We start from the raw sequence: 25171 nt of genomic DNA on the forward strand, positions 1-25171 counted from the left end.
TCTTAGTTACCCGCTCATTTGCTTAGTGTTTTCAGATACAAACTTAGTTTTTTTCTTTTGTATAACAAATATTGCTGCTCCAATGGCTAATCCACTTAAATCTCCTAAAAGGCCGGGAATGACAAGTAATACCGCACTCGAGAACAGAAGTAATCTTTTCCATACTCCCAATGGTCCGGAAAAGTAATTTTCTAAAGCTCCAGCAAAAAACACACAGCTGATTAACGCACTAATAACTGCGATAGTAATTCGTGTCGTATCTCCTCCTTGAAGAAGCAGTTCGGGATTATACACAAATATAAAGGGAATAAAGAACCCGCCTAAGCCGATTTTTATGGCATATAAAGCTGTTTTTGTTGGATTAGATCCTGCAATACCTGCGGTTGTATAGGCTGTTATTGCCACAGGTGGAGTTAAGCCTGACAGGACCCCAAAATAAAATACAAACATATGGGCAGCTACTAAATTTACTCCAAGGTCTACTAATGCTGGAGCTCCAAGAACTGAGAGGATAACGTAAGCAGAAACGGTAGGCATCCCCATCCCCATAATGATGGAGGCTGCCGCAACTAAGATTAACAGCAGCAGCATTGACCCGCCCGCTACCTCAATCACGAACCTGGAAAACGTTATGCCGAGCCCAGTTAAGGAGACAGCGCCTACAATGATACCAGCTGTCGCACAAGCAGCGATTACGATTAATGCATTCCTTGCCCCATTTTCAAGTGCAGCTAAAATATCCAGCAAGTTCATTCTTGTTGCTTTTCGTATCCAGCTCAGCAACACAGTCGCTATTAGCGCATAGAATCCTGACTTCATCGGGCTGTATCCATAGATCATCAAACCAATGATTAATAAAATCGGCAGGAATAAATAGCTTTGTTTCAGTAAAACAAGCTTAAGATCAGGCAGCTGTGACTTTGGAATTCCCGCCATTTTTAATCGCTTGGCATGGAAGTAAACGACCATACCGGCAATGAAAAAGTATATAACCGCCGGGATCAGCGCAAAGAGGGCGATTTGTATATAAGGAAGACCGATAACCTCAGCCATAATAAATACTGAAGCTCCCATAATCGGCGGCATAATTTGTCCGCCTTGAGACGCTACTGCTTCCACTGCGGCGGAAAACCTTTTGCTGTAACCAAGTTTCTTCATTAGTGGAATCGTAAAAGACCCAGTGATTGCTGCATTGGCCGCTCCGTTTCCAGTAATCGTCGCTACCAGCGCACTCGAACCAACGGCTGATAAGGCGGGTCCTCCCGTTTTATTACCAAACAATCCAAAGGCAAAGTCCGTAAAAAATTGTCCCCCTCCTGATTTCATTAAGAACGACCCAAAGATTACAAACAGTATAAGAACCGTTGAACTTACATAAATCGGTTCACTAAATATTCCTAGAGTCCCATTGAACATATGATCGACCATTTTTTCATACCTGGCACCAGGGTGCGCCAGGGCGCCGGGAAAGTACCTTCCTAGAAATATGTAAGCTAGGAATACGACACCAATGGCAGCCATAAGAATACCATTCGTTCGTCTTGTTGCCTCAAGAACTAATGCGATAAAAACAGTTCCAAAAACCACATCATTGTTGCTGATATCTCCTTGTCGACCTTGAATGGCTTCGGCCCCTGAGATCATATAAAAAGCAGTGACCAGAGTCAGGATTACGATTAACATGTCTATCAGGCCGAACTTCTTACCTTTTTTAAAAGGAAATAAAAGAAAGATTAATAACAACGCCCAGAGGACATGGATACTTCTCTGCTCCCACGAAGGTAATGTACCGAATCCTGCAGTGTACACGTGGAAAATCGATAAGCCAATCGCTAGTAAACTAACAATGAGAATGAAGATTCTTGGACCGTTCCACTTTTCTTTCCTGCTTTGCCACAACTCTTCGATCAAAGCTGGCTTTTCTTTAACGGTTGTATCTAATTTTTTAGTATTTATCCTCTCATCAGCCATCTTGATTCACCCCTCACTTTTAAAGCGCTTTCATAAAACGGGATTAATTTTCCTCAAGAACCTTTCTCGCTACAAGCAATCGTTGAATTTCATTTGTACCTTCATAGATTTTCGTAATTCTCGCATCTCTGTAGAACCTCTCTACTGGGTATTCAGCAATATAACCGATGCCTCCATGAATTTGTACTGCTTTGTCCGCTACTTTGTTGAAAACTTCAGAAGCGAACAGCTTCGCCATCGACGCTTCTTTAATCACTTTTTTACCTGCATCAACCTTCTCAGCCGCCATCATAGTAAGTGTACGAGCCGCTTCTGTTTCTGTCGCCATATCGGCTAGCATCCACTGAATGGCCTGATTATCTGCGATCGGCTTGCCAAACTGAATCCGTTCCTTCGCATAGCTGGCTGACAGCTCAATCAGCTTGTCACAGGAACCAACCGCCCTTGCGGCAAGTCCAATCCTTCCTTCTCCAAGGATCCTTAGTGCATTAATGTAGCCCATACCGACTTCTCCGATGACGTTTTCTTCTGGAACCATACAGTTTTCAAAAATAACCTGTGCTGTGTAAGAGCCCCGGAGCCCCATTTTTTTATCTTTTTTACCAACGATGAGACCTGGAAAATCCTTTTCTATTAAAAAGGCTGTAATTCCCCCTTTGGCTCCTTTCTCTCTGTCTGTTAAAGCAAAAACGGTAAACACGTCCGCTACAGGAGCATTTGTAATAAAATGCTTTGTACCATTCAGCACCCAGCAGCCGCCTTTTTTCTCAGCCACTGTTGATAGATTGGTAGCGTCAGAGCCTGCCCCTGGTTCCGATAAAGCAAAAGCGGCAATCTTTTCACCGGTGGCCATTGATGGAAGATACTTTTGTTTTAGCGGCTCAGAGGCCAGCTTTACTAACCCTGTGCTGCCGATTCCTGTGTGAGCACTTATAAGTGAAACGAACCCATTGTGTGTCCGTCCTAACTGCTCAAGCACGATTGTCTTTCCAACTGCATTGAGCCCGATCCCGCCGTATTCTTCTGGAATGCTTATACCAAACAAACCCAGCTCTTTTGCTTTTTCAACGAGATGCGGTGGAAGAGCATCCTCATCTTCAATTTGCTGGGCGTAAGGCTCAACTTCCTTATCTGCAAAGTTTTTGATCATTACTTTCATTGCTTGAATTTCATCAGTTAAAGTCGCAGTCATTCAAATCATCCTTCCCATTTTTAGTTCTCACTTATATACATGCAATTTCCATGCCAAGCTGAGCTAAAAATAATAAAAGACAGTAAAAAAAGGCCTGCATAGGCAGCCCTCATAACGTTTTTAAATTTTTATTAATTTTCCCAGCGTTCTTTTTAAAAATCTTGTCAAACTTCAGGATTCAAAAATGAATCACTCAAAGCGCTTCTTCCTTTATTTTCGATTCATAAGTGAATGAACGATTCAAATTTGAATCAATTCACTTGTTTCGTTTTTTTGATTGATAAAATTTAAGAGGCTGTATATCGATTGCAAAGCAGGAGTAGATATCCCGTGATTTTCTCCCTGCCTGACGAGATAGCCACACATCGCTTCAACCTCCATCGATTTCCCACACAGCCGGTCTTGCAGCATTGACGTTTGATGATCTCTTGCATACTCTGCCCGTGCAAATACTTTATCAATCGTTGAATGTTTTTCAAATGGAAAGCCGAGTCTGATCGCTACTTCTACGGATTCCGCGCAAATTCCACGAGCAGTCTTTCTAAGCTGTTCATCGTTTAGTATCTGCCCGACACGAGCCATAGACACAGCGGATAACGGATTAAACGTCGCATTCCATAACAATTTACTCCACTTTCGAAATAATATATTTTCCGAGTGCTCCGAATCTATCCCTGCTTGTTGAAACAGCTTTACGGCCTCGAAGCTCCGGCCGATCGATTCTAATTCCCCGATGACAAGTTTCACCCTCCCCTGCTGGCGGATAATGCCTGGTGATTCGACGGCTGCCTGTACGTAAGTAACCGCTGATAAGACGCGTTCAGGTGAAAAGATTTCTTTCAAAATTTCTTCATTCTCCACACCATTTTGGATCGTAAGAATGAATGCCTGATCAGACAGGAAAGGTTTTAGCTTTTCAGCCATATTGCGTGTATCATTCGATTTAACGCAAAAGAGGACAAGCTCACATGAACCTAAGTCCTGGATTTCGTCTGTAAAAGATCTTTCTACAAAAAACTGCTGCTTATCTCCCTTAATGTACAAACCATCCTGCTTCATTTTAGCCAAATGGCTGCCCCTGGATAAGAAGGTGACCTCATGACCTGCTTGAGCTAAAGTACCCCCAAAAAAACATCCGACCGCTCCCGCACCAGCGACAGTTATTTTCATTCACTTTCTCCTCCTTTTGTAATTCTCAAATTATATTTTTTCATCTTTCTTACGACTGTCGGCTGGCTTGTCTCTAAAGCTGTTGCGATATCATAAGTGTTTGAGTATTTTTCTGCAGCTAACTTCAGCACCCTGGCTTCCGCTGTTTCTGCCGCTTCTTTTAAAGAAACAATGCTGGCCGGTGCAGCCTTAAATTCCCCGCCGCCTTGATATTCATCAGGTAAATCTTTTAATTTGATGATTTCTTTTGGAGTCGTAACGACTAACCTTTCCATCAGATTCGAAAGCTCACGGATATTCCCAGGCCAATCATGGGAGAAAAAGAAATCCTTCAGCTCTGTATCTATTTTTTTATTCATCTGATACTTTTCATTGGCTTTGGTAAGATACATCTCCATTAAAGGTAAAATATCATCACGGCGATGTTTTAATGACGGGATGGAGATCGGCAGCACGTTCAATCGATAGTACAGATCTTCTCGAAACTCTCCAGATTCCACCATTTCCTTTAAGTTTCGATTTGTAGCCGCAATGATACGGACATCCACTTTTTTCGGCTGGGTGCCGCCGATCCGCTGAATTTCATTTTCCTGAAGGACTCGAAGCAGCTTCACCTGAAGCATTAATGGCAATTCGCCGATTTCGTCTAAGAAGAGTATGCCTTTGTCTGCCATCTCAAATAGGCCGGGTTTCCCACGGGTATTTGCTCCGGTAAAAGCTCCTTTCTCATAACCGAACAATTCCGATTCCAGCAGGTCTTTAGGAATCGCCCCGCAGTTGACTTTAATAAATTCCCCTTCTTTCGAGCGTGCACTTTCGTTGTAAATATACTTGGCCAGCACGTCTTTCCCAACACCAGTCTCTCCTAATATCAGCACAGTCGCGTTTACATTGGAAATTCTCTCTGCCGTATCATAAATCATTTGTATTGATTCGCTATTAATGACGATTCCATCCAGCTGGCTCGTTTTATTTTTTAACAGCTCGAGTTCTCTTTTGTACCTGTCATTTAATAGATTCATCTTACTGAGCTTAGCCTGTAATTCATTTAAGTCAGAGAGGTCCCGGATGTTCGTAACGACTTTTTCAACTTCCCCTTGTTCATTAAATACAGGAACACCGGTGATTAAAGTCTCTTTCCCCTGGTAATTATTTTGTACAAGGGAGACGGTTCGTTTCTGTTTTACGACTCTATGTGTAACTGAGTTTTCCAAAATCCCGCGTTTCATAAGAGAGTCCACATTTTTGCCAATGTAATACTCTTTTGGAATGCCCGTAATCCGCTCAATCGCTGAGTTTGTCTTCCAGGTGACCCCTTTATGATCTGTGATATAAATCCCGTCATACGAATTCTCAATAATCGCATCTAACTCCCAAGTCCGCTTTTTCAGTTCGATGTTTTCATCCATTAATTCAGAAAGCTCAGCAGACTCAATCCCTAAAAATAAAAACGCATCCTCTTCTTGTGAAGGACAGGACAAAAACAGCCATCGGTTATCCCCGGACTCTGTCATTTTCACTTGGGATTGGCTGTCCCATTGAGGAACAATTTCTTGAATGGCCACGCCTGTTTTTATATCTTTTACCGTTTTAATCATTAATTCATTAAAAGAGAGAACGATTCCCTGCTTATTTAAAAGGAGGGCTGGAACGGGGATTTGATCAACTGCATCGGTTATCACCATCTTTTCACCGCCTTATTTGTTATGTATATAAACGGGATGAGCTCTTGTGCGCTCATCCCGTAATTCTTTCTATACTTCTTCTTTTACTTCCTCGTAAGGCCAGGCAGGAAGCATGCTTGACAGCGGATTATCCGAACGGTAGCCGAGCACATATTCAGCCTGCATAACGGTATGAATCTCTCTAGTCCCTTCATAAATTACAGGAGCTTTCGAGTTTCTTAAAAAGCGCTCGACAGGATATTCGCTTGAGTAGCCGTAAGCTCCGTGAATTTGCACGGCATCATTAGCAGCTTCGTTAGCAAAATCACAAGCCTGCCATTTGGCGAGAGAAGTCTCTCTTGTATTTCTTTTTCCTTGGTTCTTTAACTCACCGGCCCGAAAAACGAGCAGCCGTGACATTTGATAACCTGCTTCCATTTTCGCTAACATTTGCTGAACCAGCTGGTGCCTGCCGATTTCTTTGCCAAACGTCTTTCTTTCATGGCAGTATTTCACGCTTTCCTCAAGACAAGCGAGAATTTGACCGCATGCGCCGGCAGCTACTGTAAAGCGTCCATTATCAAGGGCCGACATGGCGATTTTAAAGCCTTCTCCTTCTTTCCCGAGCAGATTTTCTTTCGGCACTTTTACATTGTCAAAAAACAGCTCTCCCGTGTTGCCGGCTCTGATTCCAAGCTTACCTTTAATAGCTTTTGAAGCGAATCCCGGCATCGTGCGCTCAACGATAAAAGCTGAGATCCCTTTATGCTTTTTCGATTTATCTGTGTAAGCAAATACGAGAAAATGATCGGCATGGTCGCAAAGGGAAATCCACGTTTTCTGACCATTTAAAATGTAGGAGTCCCCGTCTTTTTCCGCTGTCGTCAAAAGAGATGCCACATCAGAGCCTGCGTTTGGTTCCGTTAAACCAAAAGCCCCGACTTTTTCACCCTTCGCCTGTGGGATTAAGTATTTCTGTTTCTGAAATTCATTGCCCCATTGCAGGAGAGTCATACTGTTTAACCCTGTATGAACAGAAACTGCTGTACGAAAGGCCGTATCTCCACGCTCAAGCTCCTCGCAGACAATGGCTAAAGTGTTATAATCCATTCCGCTTCCGCCATATTGTTCTGGAATACATACTCCCATTAAATCGAGTTCGGACATCCGTTTCATAATCGAAGCTTCAAAGTGCCCCTGCTCATCCCACTCTTGTATGTAAGGGTTGATCTCGTTATCAACAAACTTCCGCACGACTTTTCTAACCATGTCCTGTTCTTCACTTAGTGTAAAATTCATCATTCATTATCCTCCTCTTTGGATTATTAACTTGTTATTCGTTATGAATGGGAAGGAAACTTACTCACTTTTCCCTCGCTTATGGGTCAACCCCATCCATCATAGGAGTCTGGCAAATTCCCTTCCCTTCAGCCTTTATATAATGAGCCAGTTATTCGTCAGCATCCATGGTGACTACTTCTTCGTTTTCGACGGCAGCCACACGCAGTTCTGTACTAAAACCGCCGTTCTCGTCAACCTCCTGAATGGTATATACTTGCTTATCTTCAGGAACGGCATCTAAACCTTCCTGCATATGGTCACGAATTGCTTTAGGATCATCCACTGTTCCAGCTGCCTTCATCGCCTCCATAAAGGCATACATGGCTAAGTAGTTATATCCGGATTCAGAGCCGGGATCCTCGCCGTGTTCTTCTCTGTATTTTTCAATAAATTCATCAGTTCCAGGGTAATCCGAATGAATCAAAGGCGTTACCCCTACAGAACCTTCGAACGTTTCATAGGTTCCGGTTATTTTTTGCATTTCATCAAGCTTGGCCTGGTCCATGACGATAAATCCTCCTTCAAAACCAAGCTCTCTCGCCTGTTTAGCCAGTTTAGCTGTCGGTTCAGATGGACCGCCGATGAACATTACATCCGGATCTTCTTTCAACGCGTTCGTTACGAATGTGAAAAAGTCGGTATCTTTCGAGAAGTCAATCGAAGAATTGTGGACCACTTCTCCGCCTTGTTCTTCCCAGTAAGGTACGAGAGCTTCTGTCCAGTCTTTCCCGTATTGAGAGGCTGTCGGCAGCGCCGCTAATTTGGTGCCGTGGTTTTCCATCGTATACTTCGTAAATGGTTCTAAGTATCCTGCATAGCTCGGAGGAATTCTTACAGTTAATTCATTACCAGCCTCTGTCACTGCTGGCTCACTTGAATAACCGCCAATTATAAAGTTTTCCTGTTCATTGAACACCTGCATGGCTTGAATACCGCCGCTGTGAGGAGTGAAAATAATCGGTGTATCGTTTTCCTGAAGCAAGCGCTTAGCGTTGGCTGCTGTTTCATTTGGAAGATATTTATCATCTAACGCCACTAATTGAAACTTGTATGTCTGGCCATCGACTTCAAAGCCGCCATTTTTGTTGATTTCTTCAATAGCCATTTCAACGCCATTCATCGTCCGCTCCCCGTAGTAAGCAGCCGCACCGCTTAAGGGTCCGCTGTAGCCAATGTTTACAACTTCTTCGCCTTCTTCCACTTCAGGCGCTTTTGTTTCCTCACTCTCCCCTTCGCTTGCCGCCTCATTATCAGGATTTTCGATACACCCTGTTAAAACAAGTAAAAATGCCGCCATCACCAAAAAAGCAGATAACTTAATAATTTTCATTGATATCCTCCTCAATAATTGGTGTTCTTTCAACCCTTGCGATCAGGCACCGATGTACGCCTTTCGAACGGTGTTATTGGCCAGCAATTCATCCGATGAGCCTTGAACTACGATCGAGCCGCTTTCAAATACATAACCTCTGTCCGCAATCTTCAAAGCCGCAAAAGCGTTTTGCTCAGCCAGCAGTACCGTAGTTCCATCCCTATTAATCTTTTGGATGACTTCAAACATCTGCTCAACAATTAAAGGTGCCAGCCCGATCGATGGCTCATCTAACAGCATCAGCTTCGGCTTGGACATTAAAGCCCGGCCAATTGCAAGCATTTGCTGCTGGCCGCCGCTTAAGGAACCGGCCGCATTTTCCCTTTTTTCATGTAAAATCGGGAATAGGTCATACACGCTGTCCACAGACTGTTTTACCTGCTTACGCTTTCTTCGATGTATGTAAGCCCCCATAATCAGGTTTTGATGAACCGACATTTGTGGAAACAGTTTGCGGTCCTCGGCACACTGCACAATTCCAGATTTTACGATCTTATCAGGAGCAAGGCTGTTTATCGGCTTGCCTTCAAATAAAATATTCCCCCCGCTCGGTTTTTGCAGCCCGCTGATCGCGTTAAACGTTGTACTCTTACCTGCTCCGTTTGATCCTAACAGGACGACAAGTTCGCCTTCTTCAACATTAATGTCTAACCCTTCTACAGCTGTAAAACTCCCGTACTGGACTGATACACCTGAGAGTTTAAGCACTGGCGTTCCCTCCTAAATAGGCTTCAATGACCGCCTGATTATTCATAACTTCTTCAGACGTACCTTCTGCGATCTTTTCGCCGTAGTTCAATACCATAATCTTATCGGCCAGCTCCATAATCATCTTCATTTTGTGTTCAATCAAGCAGACGGTAATTCCCTGATTGACCATTTTCTTCATTAAGTCTGCCAGCCCGGCCGTTTCTCCCGGATTGATGCCAGCTGTCGGCTCATCCAGGAAGATTACTTCCGGGTCCGTAGCAAGGGCCAGCGCAAACGCCACGCGCTTCTTTTCTTCCTGTGTCGTGTTGGCGGCTAACTTGTCCTGTACATGAGCCAGCCCGACAAAGTCGAGAACCTCCAGCGCTTTATCCCTGCATTTTTCCTCTTCTTTTTTGTAGCGCTTTGTTCGTAATACGGCATCGAACAGGTTGGAATGAGTTCGCAGCCTGTGACCGACAATGACATTATCAAGGACAGTAGACTGTTCAAAAAGGTTTGTCGTCTGAAAGGTACGGGCGACACCGAGTTTGGCAATTCTATTGGGAGGCAGCTTTGTAATGTCTTTGCCTTTATAGAAAACCTGGCCTGAGCTTGGGGTATGGGATCCGCTTACAAGATTGAAAAAAGTGGACTTCCCTGCACCATTAGGTCCGATGATCGCATTGATCTTTCCTTTTTCAATCGAGAAATCCACCTCGTTCACAGCGACAAGCCCTCCAAATTTTTTCGTAAGCTTTTTCGTTTCTATGAACACTCCATCATCCCTCCTTGATTTTTTTCTCATCATCGGTTTGCGAATCGAAATATTGATTTGCCCGGACAGGTTTGCTCTTTTTCTTAGACACCAGCTTCATGCGCCAGTCCATTAAGGCCCCGGCAATTCCTCTTGGATAGAATATGATCAGCAGCGTTAATAGTGGTCCAAAGATAAGCATGCGGTAATCCTGTAAAAATTGAAGCGACTGGGAAACCGTCACGATAAGGAATGTTCCTACAACCGGGCCGGCTAATGTACCGATTCCGCCAACCAATAAGTACGTAAGCAGATCAAAGATGACCGTGACGTAAGCAATTTCCGGACCGAGGAACCGGATAAATGATGCGTACAGTGCGCCCGCCAGCCCGGCAAAAAAAGTAGAAATGACAAAGACGAGCAGCTTATTTTTCATTGTGGAAATACCGATAGTCTGAGCCAGATCTTCACTATTTCTAATCGCAATAAATGTACGTCCCGTCAGAGAGTGAACAATTCGGTACATAATAAACACTGTAAATACTAAGAAAAATAAAATGAGATAATATTGGGAAAGAGTTGTTTCGAATGAAATAGGCCCGATATTAGAAGGCGCCGGAATTCCAATCAAACCGCGAACCCCTCCTGTTAAACTGTCCCATTTATCAATCACTAAGTAGATGATATAACCGACACACAATGTGTAGATCGCAAAGAAATGCTCACGCGTCCTTAAAGCAACTAATCCTACAAGACAGCCGATGGCACTTGTAATCACACAAGCGAGAAATAAAGCTGCCCAGTAATTCATTCCTGCTTTTACCGTTAATAGACCTAAAGTATAAGCACCAATTGCGAAAAAACCTGCATGAGCCAGGGATAGATAACCCGTATACCCCGCTAATAGGTTCAGTCCGTATACCGCGATCATCCAGACAAAAGCGAGCGTCAGCACATGTAGAAAATATTCATTTTGTGAAAGAAACGGGAAGATGACAGCAAGAAGTACTAGGCCGAAGATCCAGCCTCTTTTTTTTAGGAGTGTTCCCAATTAAAACCCCTCCCTCGTAAAAAGACCTTTTGGCTTAATGGATAAGATAGCTACGAGCAGCAAGAAAGCGATGATGTCTTTATAGTCAGCCGAAATATACGTCGCACCAAGGCTTTCTGTAAAGCCGAGGATATATCCTCCTAAAATTGCACCCGGCACGCTTCCCATACCGCCGATAATGATAATGACAAAAGCTTTCAAAATAACGAGATGGCCCATTCCGGGAAAAACGAGATTGATCGGTGCTGACAATGAAGCCGCAATCGCTGCCAGGCCGCCGGAGATTAGAAAAGTCAGCATCGCCACTTTGTTTGTATTAATGCCGACTAAATGCGCACCTTCCCGGTTTTGTGCCATTGCAATAATCGTTGAACCGACGTACGTCTTTTTCAAGAACAAGTAAAGTAAAATCATGACGGCCACGGCTCCAACGTTTATTAATAATCGCTGCATCGTCAGTGTCATTCCCATTACTTCGATCACTTGTCCATAAGGTGTCGCCATTGAGCGGTAATCCGCTCCCCAGATTAACTGGGCCAAAGCTTCAAGAAACAATAAAATTCCGATGGCCGCGATTTTGTCATGAATCGGCGGGGCATTGCGAAGCGGATGAAAAACTAGTCTATCCATCGCTACACCAAGCAAACCAACTACGAGTATCGAAATGGCCATAGCGATCCAATAGTGAATGCCCCATAGAAGCATCATGGTCAGGGTGACATAAGCGCCTAGCATATAAAGAGCTCCATGGGCGAAGTTCGGAATGTGCAGAATCCCGTATACAAGCGTAAGCCCGAGAGCGACGAGACTATACACACTTCCAACCGTTAACCCGTTGAAAAGCTGCTGAATTAAAATATCCATTTAACTTCCCCTTTAACCATTTTTTTAAAGCTCACACGTTTGTTACACAAGGGGTATGAACTTTTGCCTTTGATCAGCTGTCCTCGACTTTTTCCCGCTCCTCTTCCTGCAGTTTCCGCCATAAAATTTTACCGCTGCTTGTCTTAGGGAATTCTTTTTTAAATTCAATTATCCGCGGATACTTATAAGCCGCCATCTTTTCCTTGGACCATTCTTTAATTTCCTCTTCGGTAATTTGTCCTTCATAATCTGCATTTAAGATGACGAATGCTTTAATGTTCTCCCCTTTTCTCGGATCAGGCACGCCGACAACGCAAGCCTGCTGGACAGCCGGATGATCATACAGAGCGGTTTCTACCTCTGTCGGCCACACGTTGTATCCAGAAGCATTAATCATACGTTTCACACGATCAACGATGAAGAAATACCCTTCTTCATCCACCCGGCCAATATCTCCTGTCCTAAAAAATGATTTACCTTCGATATCAATAAAGGAATGCTCGTTTTCATCCTCCCGGTTATAATAACCGACCATAACCTGCGGCCCATTGACGACGATTTCTCCAAGTTCCCCTGTTTTCACTTCTTCATTTGTGGCAGGATCTATAATTCTCGCATCGACATCAAAAGACGGGATTCCAAGACACTGAAGCTTCGGCCGATCTGGTGGATTAAAGTGAGTCTGAGCAATCGTTTCCGACAGCCCGTACCCCTCGACGAATTCAAGCCCTGTCAGCTTGTAAAGCTTCTCGCCTAACGCTTTAGGAAAAGCTGCCCCGCCTCCTGAAATCGCGGTTAACGAACTTAAATCTTCTGCCTTCACTTCAGGGTTGGCCAGAAAATCGACGAGCATCGTACTGATCGTGACCCAGTGGGTACACTGCTGATTACGGATCAGCTGGCGTGCCGCCTCGCGATTCCATCTCGTCATAATCACCATTGTATTTCCGCTGTAAATCGGCATGTGCATGCTATGAACCATTCCTGTTACATGAAAGAAAGGCAATGTCGCAAGAGACCTTGAATTCATCGTGGCCCGCGCCCAGTAAAAGGCACCGATGATATTTGCCTGTACCGTACGGTTTGTATGCATACACCCTTTTGGCAGTCCTGTTGTACCAGATGTATAAGGCAGAACCGCTAAGTCATCTGCATAAATCATCGAATCTTTAGGTTCGGACCTAAGCTTCAGTGCATCCGCCCACACATGGAAATGAGGGTCCGCAAACGCTTCTCTCCCAGCCGCTGCTTCTTGTGGTAAATATTCATCCATGTCTTTTCCTTTATAGTCCGAATAGGCGGCAGCCAATATATTTTCCAATGTAGTCGTTTCTACAAGCGGTCCTACGACATCCTTGAATTCCTGGCCGATAATTGCATTGCGGATCGCACAGTCCTTAATGTAGAACTCAAGCTCGTTCGTTTTCAGCATGGGATTGATCGGGACGACTACTCCTCCTGCCCGTAAAATGGCATAGTAGCCAATAATGAATTGAGGCGAGTTTTGCATGAATAATAAGATTTTCTCGCCTTTCGTAACTTCTAAGTATTGCTGCAGATAGCCCGCCATATATTCGACTTCTTCTAAAAGTTCACGGTATGTTATTGTATGACCATAATAATAAATTGCTTGGTGATTGGGATATCGCGCTGCGGAAACTTTAAGATTATCGTAAATCGAAGTTTCCGGAACTGTGATTGATTTCGTAAGCTTCGGCCAAAACTCGTAATGCTTAGTTTGCATGGACACCTCTCCTTTTCTAGCGGCTTTGTATAACTCTCCCTGTTAATTCCGCTCGCTTTTTCGCGGACGAACGGTCAAGCCTTCTCGTGAACCCAATGGTGCGGAGGCTCGACCGTACGTTTATTTAGCAGTAGTCTCGCAGAAAGCCAGAACTGTAAGCGCTGTCATAAATGCCGGTACTTTTTGCCTAAGTAATCAGCCACCCGCCATCTACCAATAAATCCGACCCAGTCATATATGAAGCTTCCTTGGAGGCGGCGAAGGTAATTACGCGGGCAATTTCTTCTGGTTTTCCTACCCGACTTAATGCCGTGTTTCGCTGGATCGCTTCTTCAAAACGCTTATTTTTCAAACCTTCTTCAGTTAACGGCGTTTCTGCAAAACCTGGTGAAACAGAATTCACGCGAATTCCATAAGGAGCGAATTCAAGAGCCAGTGAGCGGGAAAAATTAATGACTGCCGCTTTTGATGAGCTGTAATGCGGGATTTTGGCTCCCGCTTTATGGCCTGATAAAGACGCCACGTTAACAATGGCTCGATCTGTTGTTTCTTCTCCATTCATCATCAGTCGGCCAAGCGTCTTCGATACGAGAAAAACACTTTTCAAATTCGTATTTTGGATCCGGTCCCACTCGGAGTCTTCCATGTCCATAATCGAAGACTTGCCCGAAGTGCCCGCATTGTTGACCAGCACATGGAGATCGCCAAAAGTTTGCTGAATGAATTGGGCGAGGCTTTTCACATCCTCTTCCTTTGTTACATCTGCCTGAAAACTGACAGCTGCCGGCTGGCCTAATCCTTCATTGATCTCGTCTGCTGCCTGATCAATTTTCGATTTTGTCCGGCCCGCCAACACAACTTTCGCTCCATCTTCAGCTAGCTGAACGGCTGTCTGTTTTCCGATCCCGCTGCCGGCACCAGTGACGACAGCTACCATATTGTCAAATCTGCTCAAGATTATGCCCGCCTTTCTATAATTAATTAGGAACTAAGTGGCTTTCTAAAACTTCCCTCAGCTCCAAAGAAATAGGTTCACTCTTCTGCTCCTCATAATTAAAATTGACGATGACCGCATCTGCTTCAGCGATCAGATCTCCGGTATCCTCGGCCGTAATGCTGTGGCCAAAACTGAAGCTCTTATTTCCAATTCGGGATACCCAGGTGGAAATCTTTAAAGACTGACCGTAATAAGCCTGATTCACATAATCACACTTTGTGGAAGCAAGAATGAACCGACCAAATGAGTTTAATGGTTTAGGAATTCTTTCTTCAAAAAACTTCCCACGCGCTTCTTCTAAGTAGATGAAATAACTCGTATTATTTACATGGCCGGCCATATCAGTTTCACAATATCTGACTCTGACATTTGCTTCATGAATCAATATTTTCACATCCATTCTAACCGGTTAGTATGTTAACAGTTGAATCCTCCAGCGATGGAGGCAGTTTCCTTATTTTTTCTTATTGATTCCGTTTAAAATCATTTCGAGATAGATGTTTGCCAGTTCCTCTTCAGTAACTTCTCCATCAGGATCGAACCAATAATAGCTCCAGTTCGTGATTCCAAGAATACCTCGAGTAACCATATCAGAGTTGAGACCTTCCTCAAATTCGCCTTTATGGATGCCTTCTTCCACGAGAGTCTGCAGGTTTTTGCGGAACTGGTCTCGTTTTTGAACGTTTTGGTCCAAATATCCCGGGCCGAGGTTGCGCATTTCTCTAAAGAAAATACGGGCACTCTTTCTCCGGCCTTTAATACTTGTTAAGACCATATAGATCATCTCCCGCAGCTTTTCCTTGGTGTCTTTAGAAGCATCCTGCAATATTTCATCCTGATTTTTTAATAAGAATTCAATAAAATTGAGATGTATATCAGTCAGCAATTCTTGTTTGTTTTTAAAATAATAGTAAAAGGTCCCTTTAGTAACACCGAGTTCATCTACGATTTCCTGGATCGATGTCTCTGTAAATCCTTTTTTATCAAATAGGTGAATACTCGTATCCATTATCTTTTGTTTCATAGTACATTGTCCTCTCATTTAGGGATGATATAACATTATAACATTCCTAAACTCTCAAAAAGCGGGAGATTTTACTCACGTTCGACAATCATCGCTATTCCCTGCCCGCCGCCAATACAAGCAGTGATCAAAGCATACCTTCCTTCACGGCGCTTAAGCTCATAGACCGCTTTTGTCGCAAGTATGGCACCTGTCGCTCCGAGTGGATGACCGTGGGCAATCGCTCCACCGTTTACATTTACTTTTTCCATATCCAAATTCAGCTCTTTATCACAGGCAAGCACCTGGGCGGCAAAAGCTTCGTTGATTTCGATAATATCCATTTCATCAAGGGTTAAGCCGGTTTGCTGTAACACTTTATGTGTCGCCGGCACAGGGCCGATTCCCATAATATGAGGATCTACACCGGCTACGGTACAGGCAAGGACCTTCGCTAAAGGAGTCACGCCTGTTTTTTCAGCTTTTTCTCTCGACATTAATGTCAGAGCTGAAGCTGCATCATTTAAACCAGAGCTGTTTGCGGCAGTTACACTTCCTCCTTCTCTAAAAGCCGGACGAAGCTTTGCCATCCCTTCGATCGTAGACTGCGGTCTTGGATGTTCATCAGTCTTAAACTCGAACGGCTCTCCTTTTCGAACAGGAATGGAAAGCGGCACAATCTGGTCATCGAACCGTCCTTCGTTCATCGCCTGAGCCATTCTTTCCTGGCTGCGCTGCGCAAATTCATCCTGTGCTTCTCTTGCAATCTCGTATTTTTCCACTAAATTTTCCGCTGTAATCCCCATGGGTGGATCACCGATTTCTGAAGGAGAAAGCTGAGATTTTCTAAACGACGGCGGTACAGGGCTGTATGGACGCTCCGGCCGGTCCATTAAATAAGGCGCTCGGCTCATGCTTTCCGTTCCTCCTGCTACGTACACATCCCCCTGGCCGGCCTTGATAGCCTGGGCTGCCAGGTGAATCGCATTCAGTCCTGATCCGCACTGGCGGTCGACGGTCAAACCTGGAAGATTAATAGAAAGACCTGTCTGCAGTGCTGAAAGCCGGGCAATATTTCCACCTCCGCTTAACACATTTCCCATAATTACATCTTCAATTTCTTTCGGGTCTACACCTGCCCGCTTCACTGATTCTTTAATAACCTCGGCTCCTAACACATGTGCCGGCACCTGTGCTAAAGCTCCTCCCTGCCTGCCAATTGCTGTTCGTACGGCCGAAACGATCACTGCTTCTCGCTCTCTCATTCTTTCACTCCTTTGCTTTACATCGCATGGGTGCCGCCATCAACAATGATGACATCACCGGTAATATGGTCGGAGGCGCGTGAACTTAAAAAGATGGCTGTTCCTTTTAAATCATCCTCTCCTCCGAACTTCCTTAATGGGGTCCCCTGCAGGAATGAATCCTCCCCTTCTTCCATCAGGACTTTAGACATTTTGGTAGGGAAAAAGCCTGGTGCAATCGCATTTACACAAATACCGCGCGGTCCCCATTTCACGGCCAGATCCTTTGTAAAAGTAAGGACTGCACCTTTGCTTGAGTTATAGCCTATCGTATCCATAAGCTTAGGATCAGAGCCTTTAAGCCCTGCCACCGAAGCAATATTAATTATTTTTCCTGAACCCTGCTTTAGCATCACTTTTCCAGCGATTTGGGACATAAGAAACGTTCCAGTTACGTTTACGTTAAAAACTTTCTGCCAGGCTTCAAGCGGCATTTCCTCTACAGGAGCGCCCCAGGTAGCACCGCTGTTATTGACTAAAATATCGATCCGGCCAAAATGTTCAACCGTCTGATCGACGACTCTCTGAATATCCTCCCGTTTCGTCACATCACATTCAAAAGCGAGGGAATCGACTCCGAGCTCCTTTAACTGGTCGCTCACTTCCTGGCAGGGCTGTAGTTTTCTCGAGCAGACGACGACATGGGCACCGGACTCGGCAAATCCTTTGGCAATCTGCTCGCCAAGCCCCCGGCCGCCTCCTGTAACGATCGCGACTTTACCTGTTAAATCAAACAGTTCTTTAGCGTGCATAGGAGCTCCTCCTGTTAGGCGTTTTCTTCAGTTCGTGCTTAGCTACCGCCCGGCGGTGTACTTCATCCGGCCCGTCTGCGAGCCTGAGTGTTCGAATGTTCGCCCAATTGGCGGCTAAAGGTGTGTCATTGCTTACACCGGCTGCCCCAAAGGCCTGGATCGCACGGTCGATCACCTTTAAAGCAATATTAGGTGCAACGACTTTAATCATTGCAATTTCAGCTTTTGCTTCTTTATTGCCGACTGTATCCATCATGTAGGCTGCCTTTAATGTAAGAAGCCGGGCCTGTTCAATTTCAATTCGGGAATCAGCAATCCATTCACGAATGACCCCTTGATCGGCAAGTTTTTTACCAAATGTCTCCCGCTCTTTCACACGGGCGCACATTTCTTCAAGTGCCCGTTCGGCAGCGCCAATCGTTCTCATACAGTGGTGGATTCTCCCTGGTCCAAGCCGGCCTTGAGCAATCGCGAAGCCTTTTCCTTCTCCCCAAATCAGGTTGGAAGCTGGGACTCGTACATCTGTAAACTCGATTTCAGCATGCCCATGAGGAGCATGGTCATACCCGAACACGGGCAGTGTTCTCTTAATATGCACGCCTGGTGTATCAAGCGGAACGAGAATCATCGACTGCTGATCATACTTCGGAGCGTCCGGATCATTTTTTCCCATGACGATACTGATTTTGCATCTCGGATCGCCAGCTCCAGAAGACCACCATTTCGTTCCATTGATGACATATTCATCTCCGACTCTTTCGATGCTTGTATTGATATTTGTTGCATCCGATGAGGCAACTTCCGGTTCAGTCATTGAAAAGCAGGAGCGGATTTCACCGTCGAGAAGCGGCTGGAGCCACTTTTCCTTTTGCTCCTGGGACCCGTAGCGGACGAGTACCTCCATATTTCCTGTATCAGGAGCCGCACAGTTAAAAACTTCAGGAGCGATCGCCGACCGGCCCATTATTTCGCAAAGCGGGGCATATTCCATATTTGTCAGACCTGCTCCATACTCACTTTCCGGTAAAAATAAATTCCACAGCCCGGCTTCCTTCGCTTTATTTTTCAATTCATCCATAATCGGAGGTATATCAGCAAAACGATTTTGAGCATTCAGCTGCTCTCCATATAAAGCTTCATTTGGATAGATATGCTCTTCCATAAACTGGCTGAGTCTTTCTTGAAGATCTTTCACTTTTTCTGAGTAGGCAAAGACCATAAGGTTTCCTCCTTAGTTTCAATCATGCGTATGTAGATTCATAGGTGAAACGCTTGCTGAATACAACCTCGCCTTTTATGACATCTTTTCCATCCTGATTCACAGCGTTTACTTTAAATTTTAGTTCCTCCCCGTCTGCTTCATCAAGAACCGCGTGTAATGTGATGACATCATTCAAAAAGACCATCCCTCTAAAGCGAATCGCATAATCCTGGATAAATCCTTCTCCGTAATAAGGAGTGAAAAGCTTCGCTAAATTTCCCATCGTCCACATACCGTGAGCAATTATTCCGGGAAGCCCGGCTTTTTCTGCTTCTTCATCAATGGTGTGAATCGGATTATAGTCTCCCGAAGCCCCTGCATATTTGATTAAATCCAGCCGGGAAACAGGAGCGAGAGTTACCGGTTCCAATTCTTCACCGGCTTGAAGGTTTGATAAGAAAGTCATACGGTCATCCCCTTTCGAACCGCCTCCGTAATGATAACGACTTGTTCTTCTGAAAATATTAAATTGCCATTTACGTCATTACCGCAGCGCTTTACTTTTAAAAATCCCATACTTCCGCTTTTTCCGCTTTTCTCATAGTAATCTTTCACTTCCGCGGAGCAATAAATCTCTTCCCCTACAAACAGCGGCCGCTCATAATGATAGATTTGTTCACCGTGGATCAGCCCTTTGCCCGGCAGGTTGAGCTCCTCGATCACACCGTAATCAAAGACTCTCGGAAAGGTAGGCGGAGCGATATTCCGGCTGTATTTTTCTTCATCGCAAAAAATAGGGTGAGGGTCCCCGATTGCTTCCGCAAATTTTTTCACTGCGCCTCGTTCTACTATGTTTTTTACTTTATTGGATCGTTTGCCAATCGTATGTTCAAACATAAAAAGCCTCCTTGTGATTAGTCTTTTGGACCGCCGGCCACGTATATGACCTGCCCATTTACAAAAGAAGATCTTTCGTCCGCATAGAAAGCAACGGCATTCGCAATATCTTCCGGTTTGCCGCTTCGGCCGACTGGGATTTTCTCAACACTTGCTTTAATAAGGTCATCAAAAGAAATCCCGATTCTTGCAGCGGTTTCTTTCGTCATGTCTGTTTCGATAAAACCTGGAGCCACAGCATTAGCGGTAATGTTGAATTTTCCTAATTCAATAGCTAATGTTTTCGTAAATCCCTGCAAGCCTGCTTTCGCTGTCGCATAGTTAGCTTGTCCGCGGTTTCCTAAAGCAGAAGTAGAGGAAATATTAATAATTCTTCCGTATTTTTGATCAACCATAAACTTCTGGCAGGCTCTTGCAGCGTTAAAGGATCCTTTTAGGTGAACGTCCATGACAGTATCCCAGTCAGAGTCAGTCATCTTAAACAGCATATTATCACGGATTACACCGGCATTGTTCACTAATATATCAAGGGAACCGAACTGTTCGTGAACCTCGCGGGCCGCATTCTCCACCTGTTTAAAGTCCACGACATTCGCTGTCTTACAGAAAATATCAAACCCTTCTTCTTTGAATTCACTTTCTATTTCATTTAAGGCTTCCTCGTTCACGTCAATGACGGCCACCTTCGCTCCATCTTCCGCAAAACGGCGGGCAATGCCTTTTCCGATTCCTCGGCTTCCACCAGTAATTAATGCTGTTCGATTTTTAAATGATTTTCCCATATTGAAACACTCCTTCGATTAGTTATCCGATTTTTACATGTCCTTTTAATAGATTTCTGGAAATAATTAAACGCTGAATCTCATCTGTTCCGTCGTAAATTCTCCATAAACGAGCTTCACGGTACCAGCGCTCAATCGGAAGCTCTCTCGTATACCCCATACCTCCGTGGATTTGCAGCACACGGTCGACCACATTGTTCCCCATGTTAGATCCATAAAGTTTCGCCATAGAAGCATAATGACGGTTATCTTCTCCTTGATCTAAAGTAAATGCTGCATTGAGGACGAGCCATTTGGCTGCTTCAATTTCTACCGCTGAATCGGCAATCTGCCACTGAATAGCCTGGCGGGTCGAAATCGGCTTCCCAAACGTTTCGCGTTCATTAGCGTAATCAATTGCCATATTGAGAAGACGCTCCGCAGAACCAACTGCACGCGCTCCGACGATCCAGCGGGCAAAGCCAATCCATTCAAGGCCAAGGTCATAGCCTTTATTGATCTCGCCTAAAATATTCTCTTCTGGAACTCTTACATTATCGAAAACCAGTGCCGCCGGTCCCCATTCGCCCATTGTATGGATATATTCTGATTTCCAGCCCATAGAACGGTCGGCAATAAAGCAGGTCACACCTTTTCTTCCGCCCGAAGACTTATGCATCTCTTTATCAGTAATCGCGATTACCATTACAAAATCAGCTTCATTTCCACCGGTGATAAATGTTTTTTCTCCATTTAGCACCCACTCATCTCCGTCTTTCACTGCGGTCATCCGAAGATTTCTCGTGTCAGACCCTGCTCCCGGTTCCGTCATCGCAAAACAGGATTTTTTCTCACCATTAATCGTTGGAATAAGATACTTTTGCTTCTGCTCTTCATTTCCGTAATATAAAATGTTATCAGCAGAACCGCCGAACTGAAACGGAACGAACGTGCGGGCGACCTCCATCTGCACGATCGCCAGCATCATCTGACCAAGATCTGCGCCCCCATATTCTGCAGGTGTATTGATGCCCCAAAACCCCGCTTCTTTTGCTTTAAGCTGCAATTCCTTCATTTTTCCTTCCGGGAGGCTGGGCCTTCCTTCTCTTTCATTTCTAAGTACATCATTTTCTAAAGGAATTAACTCTTTCTCCACGAATTTACGGATTGTTTTTTTCACCATTTCCTGTTCATCCGTTAAGCGTAAATGCATATTTCTATCTCCAATCTATTAAGTATTTTAGTTTCCGGCTTTTACATACCTACCGGTTAGTATGTTATATTTTATACTATTTTAAATTTTGCGAAAATACAACCTTAAATTAGAAGATTTTTGTAGTTCGCTGTCAGCCGGTACTTAGTATGTGGAGGAAGAAGCCGGGAACCTGGTTTCAAAAGAACTGCATGACCTGCGTTATTGTCTCTTTTCGTGGAAAAGAAAAAATCAAGGAACAGGCGCTGATGACGGCTGCCTGTCAAAATATGAAAAAGATTGCCCTTCATCTTAGTGTGAGCTAGGTGGAGGAGAGTCTTTTTCTGTCTTAAGGAACTTCCAAGGAGCGAGGCCCCTTCCACTCCTGCGGAAGAACGAGTCAGCCGAGATCGCCAAGCGTGGGTTTTGCGAGAAACTCGGGCGCTTAAAAGGGAAGGGTCCTTCGCTCCTGGCGGCAAGAAAAAAGCTTGCGGAAAACCAGGGGTTTCTCCACAAGCTGAAGACTGTCGAGAGAATTTCTCGACAGTCTTTTTCTTTATATTCTCTTTTCGTTAATCACTACGCCGCGCTTCGCCATCTCCACTATATAAAGATTTCCCGGCACGATTTGTTCTGGCGGGCAGACGCCTTTTTTCGTAATTGCCTGGCTTCCGATCATTTGAGCGACAACGGAGATCGTGTTAGCGGTCGCCCGCGCCATCGCTGTAACTTTATTTTCCCTATCTTTATATGTGACCATTTCGTACTGATAGGTAGTATCTGCGCCGTTTTTCATTCCGCCGACACAGACACGAAGCAGGACCGCATCGTCTTTATCTTTTAAGTCTACAATCGGATCTAACGTCTTCAGCAATACTTCCCGCGGCTTTACTTTAACACCGCCGACTTCTACTTCATAATCATTGCGGGTCAGCTGTAAGTCGACTAACAGCTTCATTTTTTCCGCATGTCCGCGGTAACGGATCGTTTTATATTCCAGCGTATCAATGGCTGGATAAGATTTCAGTAAAGTAGATGTTCCTCCAGACGTGTGAAAAGCTTCCAAGGGGCCAAAACGCTCGAAGTGGAGTTGTTCCACTTCTGTAAGTGACGGAACCTCTGCCAATCGGCCGTTTCTAATAATTGTCGATGGATCGGTATAATGATCGAGCAGCCCTTCCATAGAGAACACGTGGTTGTATTCTAAGGGAGGTTCGGGCTGAACGGGAATTCCGCCTACGAAAAGGCGAATCGATTTGAGCTCATCCAGCTTACTTGCTCCATAACCGGACAGGATATTAATCATCCCCGGAGCCACACCAAGGTCCGGGATAATCGTTACCCCTGCAGCTTTGGCCTCCTCATCAAGCTCCAGCACTTGATCGGTGATGTGGCCGATATGTCCTCCTAAGTCTACAGAGCTTATTCCTACTTCAATAGCAGTCTCTGCTACTATTTTATTAAAAGAATAAAATAATGCATTAATGACAACATCAAACTGCTTAATAAATGCGGCTAATTCAGCTGAATTCCCTGCATCTACTTTATAGGCTTTAATCTTCGGTGAATGGATAGATTGGCACACGGCTTCGGCTCGGTTGAAATCGATATCCGCCAGTCCTACTTTTTTTACACCTTTACTTCTGACTAAATCTCGCGCTGCTTCTTTCCCCATTAAACCAGATCCTAGAACAGCTACTTTCATAGTCCGCACCCCTTTATTACGTAATCTCTCCCTCTACTCCACGTCGATTTGCGCGCGCTGCAGCCTGCCGCTGAAATCGACATAGACGGCTTTCCATTCGGTAAACACATCAAGCGCTGCTACACCAGAATCACGGTGTCCATTCCCAGTTCCTTTTGTTCCGCCAAAAGGAAGATGTATTTCCGCCCCTGTTGTTCCTGCGTTTACGTAAACAATTCCTGTATCTAAATCGCGTTGAGCCGCGAATACTTTATTAACGTCCCTCGTAAAAATGGAGCTCGATAATCCATACTCCACACTGTTGTTAATTTCGATCGCTTCTTCCAGGCTTTTCACAGGAATCAAGGAAACGACCGGACCAAATATTTCTTCCTGGGCAATCCGCATATCTCCTCGAACATCCGTAAACAGCGTCGGCGCAAAATAATGACCATTGGCGTGCGTTCCGTTTTCCATAATGTAGCCGCCTGTTAAAAGCTTGGCCCCTTCTTCTTTACCAACTTGTATATAAGCTTTGATTTTCTCTAGGCCGCTGCGGTTAATAATCGGTCCTACTTTAACTGATTCGTCTAACCCATTTCCGATTGACAGTTTCGCAATTTCTGTAAGCAGACGTTTCTCCAGTTCTTCCTTTACGCTCTCATGAACCATCACCCGGCTGCAGGCGGTGCAACGCTGGCCGCTCGTTCCATAGGCGCTCCATAGAATTCCTTCGACAGCTAATGAAAGATCGGCATCATCCATGACAATCACCGCGTTCTTCCCGCCCATTTCAAGTGAAACTTTTTTCAGGCGCTGGCCGCATTTCCCGGCAATATTTCGGCCGACTTCATTTGAACCTGTAAAAGAGATCACGCGGATTGTATCCTGCTCAATCATCGCTTCGCCTACTGTAGATCCTGAGCCAAACACGACGTTGATGACACCCTCAGGCAGTCCGGCTTCTTCAAAAATTCTCGCCAGTTCAAAAGCCATGATCGGTGTTTCTGTCGCCGGTTTCCAGACGACTGCATTTCCGGCAACAATGGCAGGGAACGACTTCCACGTTGCAATCGCTATTGGAAAATTCCATGGTGTAATGATGCCGACTACACCAACAGGAGCACGAACGCTCATCGCAAACTTATCTTTCAACTCAGAAGGAGTCGTCTGGCCGAATAACCTGCGCCCTTCCCCAGCCATATAAAAGGCCATATCAATGCCTTCCTGTACTTCACCGCGCGCTTCTTCAATGACTTTTCCATTTTCCATCGTCAGGAGCTGCGATAAATATTCTTTACGCTCCTTCATAATCATTCCGACGCGGTACAGCACTTCAGCTCTTTGGGGAGCCGGAACGAGTGCCCAGTTTTTTTGCGCTTTTTTCGCAGCTTCTGTAGCTGCTTCGACGTCTCCTGCGGTCGATAAAGGAACCTTCACAAGCGTTTCTAAATTAGCCGGGTTTGTTACGTCTGTGTACTTTCCGCCCGATGGTTCCTGCCAGTTTCCATTAATAAAATTTTTCAGCTTGTCATCTTGAATCACTCTGCGACTCATGGGTAAATTC

23 protein-coding genes are annotated in these 25171 nt (G+C 44.8%); all 23 read right to left on the bottom strand.

Annotated elements, in window-relative coordinates; translation table 11 throughout:
• Positions 1–6: 6 nt before the first annotated feature.
• A complete protein-coding gene (locus HUS26_RS08530) occupies positions 7–1971 on the bottom strand; it encodes a TRAP transporter permease (RefSeq protein ID WP_173916753.1) in 1965 nt (654 codons plus the stop codon).
• A 43-nt stretch (positions 1972–2014) separates the two neighbouring features.
• A complete protein-coding gene (locus HUS26_RS08535) occupies positions 2015–3163 on the bottom strand; it encodes an acyl-CoA dehydrogenase family protein (RefSeq protein WP_173916754.1) in 1149 nt (382 codons plus the stop codon).
• A gap of 240 nt (positions 3164–3403) precedes the next feature.
• Positions 3404–4333: a ketopantoate reductase family protein gene (locus HUS26_RS08540; RefSeq protein ID WP_173916755.1), complete on the bottom strand. Its 930-nt coding sequence runs from the start codon at positions 4331–4333 to the stop codon at positions 3404–3406.
• On the bottom strand, positions 4330–6018 hold the full coding sequence (locus tag HUS26_RS08545) for a sigma-54-dependent Fis family transcriptional regulator (protein WP_173916756.1): 1689 nt from the start codon (positions 6016–6018) through the stop codon (positions 4330–4332). Before HUS26_RS08545 ends, HUS26_RS08540 begins: the two co-directional genes overlap by 4 nt.
• Positions 6019–6087: 69 nt before the next feature.
• A complete protein-coding gene (locus HUS26_RS08550; protein WP_371809569.1) occupies positions 6088–7299 on the bottom strand; it encodes an acyl-CoA dehydrogenase family protein in 1212 nt (403 codons plus the stop codon).
• Positions 7300–7447: 148 nt separating this feature from the next.
• On the bottom strand, positions 7448–8668 hold the full coding sequence (locus HUS26_RS08555) for an ABC transporter substrate-binding protein (protein WP_173916757.1): 1221 nt from the start codon (positions 8666–8668) through the stop codon (positions 7448–7450).
• Between the two features lie 42 nt (positions 8669–8710).
• Positions 8711–9418 carry an ABC transporter ATP-binding protein gene (locus HUS26_RS08560; protein ID WP_173916758.1) on the bottom strand — a complete coding sequence of 236 codons (708 nt, stop codon included), beginning with the start codon at positions 9416–9418 and terminating at the stop codon, positions 8711–8713.
• Positions 9411–10175: an ABC transporter ATP-binding protein gene (locus tag HUS26_RS08565; protein ID WP_173916759.1), complete on the bottom strand. Its 765-nt coding sequence runs from the start codon at positions 10173–10175 to the stop codon at positions 9411–9413. The genes HUS26_RS08560 and HUS26_RS08565 overlap by 8 nt, the downstream gene beginning before the upstream one ends.
• A 4-nt stretch (positions 10176–10179) precedes the next feature.
• On the bottom strand, positions 10180–11205 hold the full coding sequence (locus HUS26_RS08570; protein ID WP_173916760.1) for a branched-chain amino acid ABC transporter permease: 1026 nt from the start codon (positions 11203–11205) through the stop codon (positions 10180–10182).
• Complete coding sequence (locus HUS26_RS08575; RefSeq protein WP_173916761.1) at positions 11206–12069, bottom strand: branched-chain amino acid ABC transporter permease; 864 nt, start codon at positions 12067–12069, stop codon at positions 11206–11208.
• A 73-nt stretch (positions 12070–12142) separates the two neighbouring features.
• Entirely contained in the window at positions 12143–13813 is a 1671-nt protein-coding gene (locus HUS26_RS08580) for a long-chain fatty acid--CoA ligase (protein ID WP_173916762.1), read from the bottom strand.
• 187 nt (positions 13814–14000) lie between these two features.
• Complete coding sequence (locus tag HUS26_RS08585) at positions 14001–14750, bottom strand: SDR family NAD(P)-dependent oxidoreductase (protein WP_173918790.1); 750 nt, start codon at positions 14748–14750, stop codon at positions 14001–14003.
• 40 nt (positions 14751–14790) lie between these two features.
• Positions 14791–15204, bottom strand: a complete 414-nt coding sequence (locus HUS26_RS08590) for an acyl-CoA thioesterase (RefSeq protein ID WP_371809570.1) — start codon at positions 15202–15204, stop codon at positions 14791–14793.
• 60 nt (positions 15205–15264) lie between these two features.
• On the bottom strand, positions 15265–15834 hold the full coding sequence (locus HUS26_RS08595; protein ID WP_173916764.1) for a TetR/AcrR family transcriptional regulator: 570 nt from the start codon (positions 15832–15834) through the stop codon (positions 15265–15267).
• Positions 15835–15905: 71 nt separating this feature from the next.
• A complete protein-coding gene (locus HUS26_RS08600) occupies positions 15906–17078 on the bottom strand; it encodes a thiolase family protein (protein WP_173916765.1) in 1173 nt (390 codons plus the stop codon).
• Between the two features lie 17 nt (positions 17079–17095).
• A complete protein-coding gene (locus tag HUS26_RS08605; RefSeq protein ID WP_173916766.1) occupies positions 17096–17869 on the bottom strand; it encodes an SDR family oxidoreductase in 774 nt (257 codons plus the stop codon).
• On the bottom strand, positions 17859–19088 hold the full coding sequence (locus tag HUS26_RS08610; protein ID WP_173916767.1) for an acyl-CoA dehydrogenase: 1230 nt from the start codon (positions 19086–19088) through the stop codon (positions 17859–17861). Before HUS26_RS08610 ends, HUS26_RS08605 begins: the two co-directional genes overlap by 11 nt.
• Before the next feature lie 22 nt (positions 19089–19110).
• Positions 19111–19536 (bottom strand): MaoC/PaaZ C-terminal domain-containing protein, encoded by a 426-nt coding sequence (locus tag HUS26_RS08615; protein ID WP_173916768.1) that lies wholly within the window; start codon positions 19534–19536, stop codon positions 19111–19113.
• Complete coding sequence (locus HUS26_RS08620; RefSeq protein ID WP_173916769.1) at positions 19533–19967, bottom strand: MaoC family dehydratase N-terminal domain-containing protein; 435 nt, start codon at positions 19965–19967, stop codon at positions 19533–19535. The genes HUS26_RS08615 and HUS26_RS08620 overlap by 4 nt, the downstream gene beginning before the upstream one ends.
• Before the next feature lie 17 nt (positions 19968–19984).
• Positions 19985–20749 carry a 3-oxoacyl-ACP reductase FabG gene (fabG, locus tag HUS26_RS08625; protein ID WP_173916770.1) on the bottom strand — a complete coding sequence of 255 codons (765 nt, stop codon included), beginning with the start codon at positions 20747–20749 and terminating at the stop codon, positions 19985–19987.
• A 22-nt stretch (positions 20750–20771) separates the two neighbouring features.
• A complete protein-coding gene (locus HUS26_RS08630) occupies positions 20772–21941 on the bottom strand; it encodes an acyl-CoA dehydrogenase family protein (RefSeq protein ID WP_173916771.1) in 1170 nt (389 codons plus the stop codon).
• Positions 21942–22476: 535 nt separating this feature from the next.
• Positions 22477–23625 (bottom strand): saccharopine dehydrogenase C-terminal domain-containing protein, encoded by a 1149-nt coding sequence (locus HUS26_RS08635; RefSeq protein ID WP_173916772.1) that lies wholly within the window; start codon positions 23623–23625, stop codon positions 22477–22479.
• Between the two features lie 33 nt (positions 23626–23658).
• Complete coding sequence (locus tag HUS26_RS08640) at positions 23659–25161, bottom strand: aldehyde dehydrogenase family protein (protein ID WP_173916773.1); 1503 nt, start codon at positions 25159–25161, stop codon at positions 23659–23661.
• Between the last annotated feature and the right edge of the window lie 10 nt (positions 25162–25171).

Origin of the sequence: Halobacillus sp. Marseille-Q1614 (assembly GCF_902809865.1) — a bacterium.
Classification (GTDB): Bacteria; Bacillota; Bacilli; order Bacillales; family Halobacillaceae; genus Halobacillus_A.

Coding starts and splice junctions, on each gene's coding strand:
- HUS26_RS08630 (WP_173916771.1), bottom strand. CDS start 21,941: ATGCATTTACGCTTAACGGATGAACAGGAAATGGTGAAAAAAACAATC.
- HUS26_RS08535 (WP_173916754.1), bottom strand. CDS start 3,163: ATGACTGCGACTTTAACTGATGAAATTCAAGCAATGAAAGTAATGATC.
- HUS26_RS08585 (WP_173918790.1), bottom strand. CDS start 14,750: ATGGTAGCTGTCGTCACTGGTGCCGGCAGCGGGATCGGAAAACAGACA.
- HUS26_RS08530 (WP_173916753.1), bottom strand. CDS start 1,971: ATGGCTGATGAGAGGATAAATACTAAAAAATTAGATACAACCGTTAAA.
- HUS26_RS08580 (WP_173916762.1), bottom strand. CDS start 13,813: ATGCAAACTAAGCATTACGAGTTTTGGCCGAAGCTTACGAAATCAATC.
- HUS26_RS08555 (WP_173916757.1), bottom strand. CDS start 8,668: ATGAAAATTATTAAGTTATCTGCTTTTTTGGTGATGGCGGCATTTTTA.
- HUS26_RS08605 (WP_173916766.1), bottom strand. CDS start 17,869: ATGCACGCTAAAGAACTGTTTGATTTAACAGGTAAAGTCGCGATCGTT.
- HUS26_RS08595 (WP_173916764.1), bottom strand. CDS start 15,834: ATGAAACAAAAGATAATGGATACGAGTATTCACCTATTTGATAAAAAA.
- HUS26_RS08610 (WP_173916767.1), bottom strand. CDS start 19,088: ATGGTCTTTGCCTACTCAGAAAAAGTGAAAGATCTTCAAGAAAGACTC.
- HUS26_RS08615 (WP_173916768.1), bottom strand. CDS start 19,536: ATGACTTTCTTATCAAACCTTCAAGCCGGTGAAGAATTGGAACCGGTA.
- HUS26_RS08575 (WP_173916761.1), bottom strand. CDS start 12,069: ATGGATATTTTAATTCAGCAGCTTTTCAACGGGTTAACGGTTGGAAGT.
- HUS26_RS08545 (WP_173916756.1), bottom strand. CDS start 6,018: ATGGTGATAACCGATGCAGTTGATCAAATCCCCGTTCCAGCCCTCCTT.
- HUS26_RS08635 (WP_173916772.1), bottom strand. CDS start 23,625: ATGAAAGTAGCTGTTCTAGGATCTGGTTTAATGGGGAAAGAAGCAGCG.
- fabG (WP_173916770.1), bottom strand. CDS start 20,749: ATGGGAAAATCATTTAAAAATCGAACAGCATTAATTACTGGTGGAAGC.
- HUS26_RS08540 (WP_173916755.1), bottom strand. CDS start 4,333: ATGAAAATAACTGTCGCTGGTGCGGGAGCGGTCGGATGTTTTTTTGGG.
- HUS26_RS08640 (WP_173916773.1), bottom strand. CDS start 25,161: ATGAGTCGCAGAGTGATTCAAGATGACAAGCTGAAAAATTTTATTAAT.
- HUS26_RS08550 (WP_371809569.1), bottom strand. CDS start 7,299: ATGATGAATTTTACACTAAGTGAAGAACAGGACATGGTTAGAAAAGTC.
- HUS26_RS08600 (WP_173916765.1), bottom strand. CDS start 17,078: ATGAGAGAGCGAGAAGCAGTGATCGTTTCGGCCGTACGAACAGCAATT.
- HUS26_RS08620 (WP_173916769.1), bottom strand. CDS start 19,967: ATGTTTGAACATACGATTGGCAAACGATCCAATAAAGTAAAAAACATA.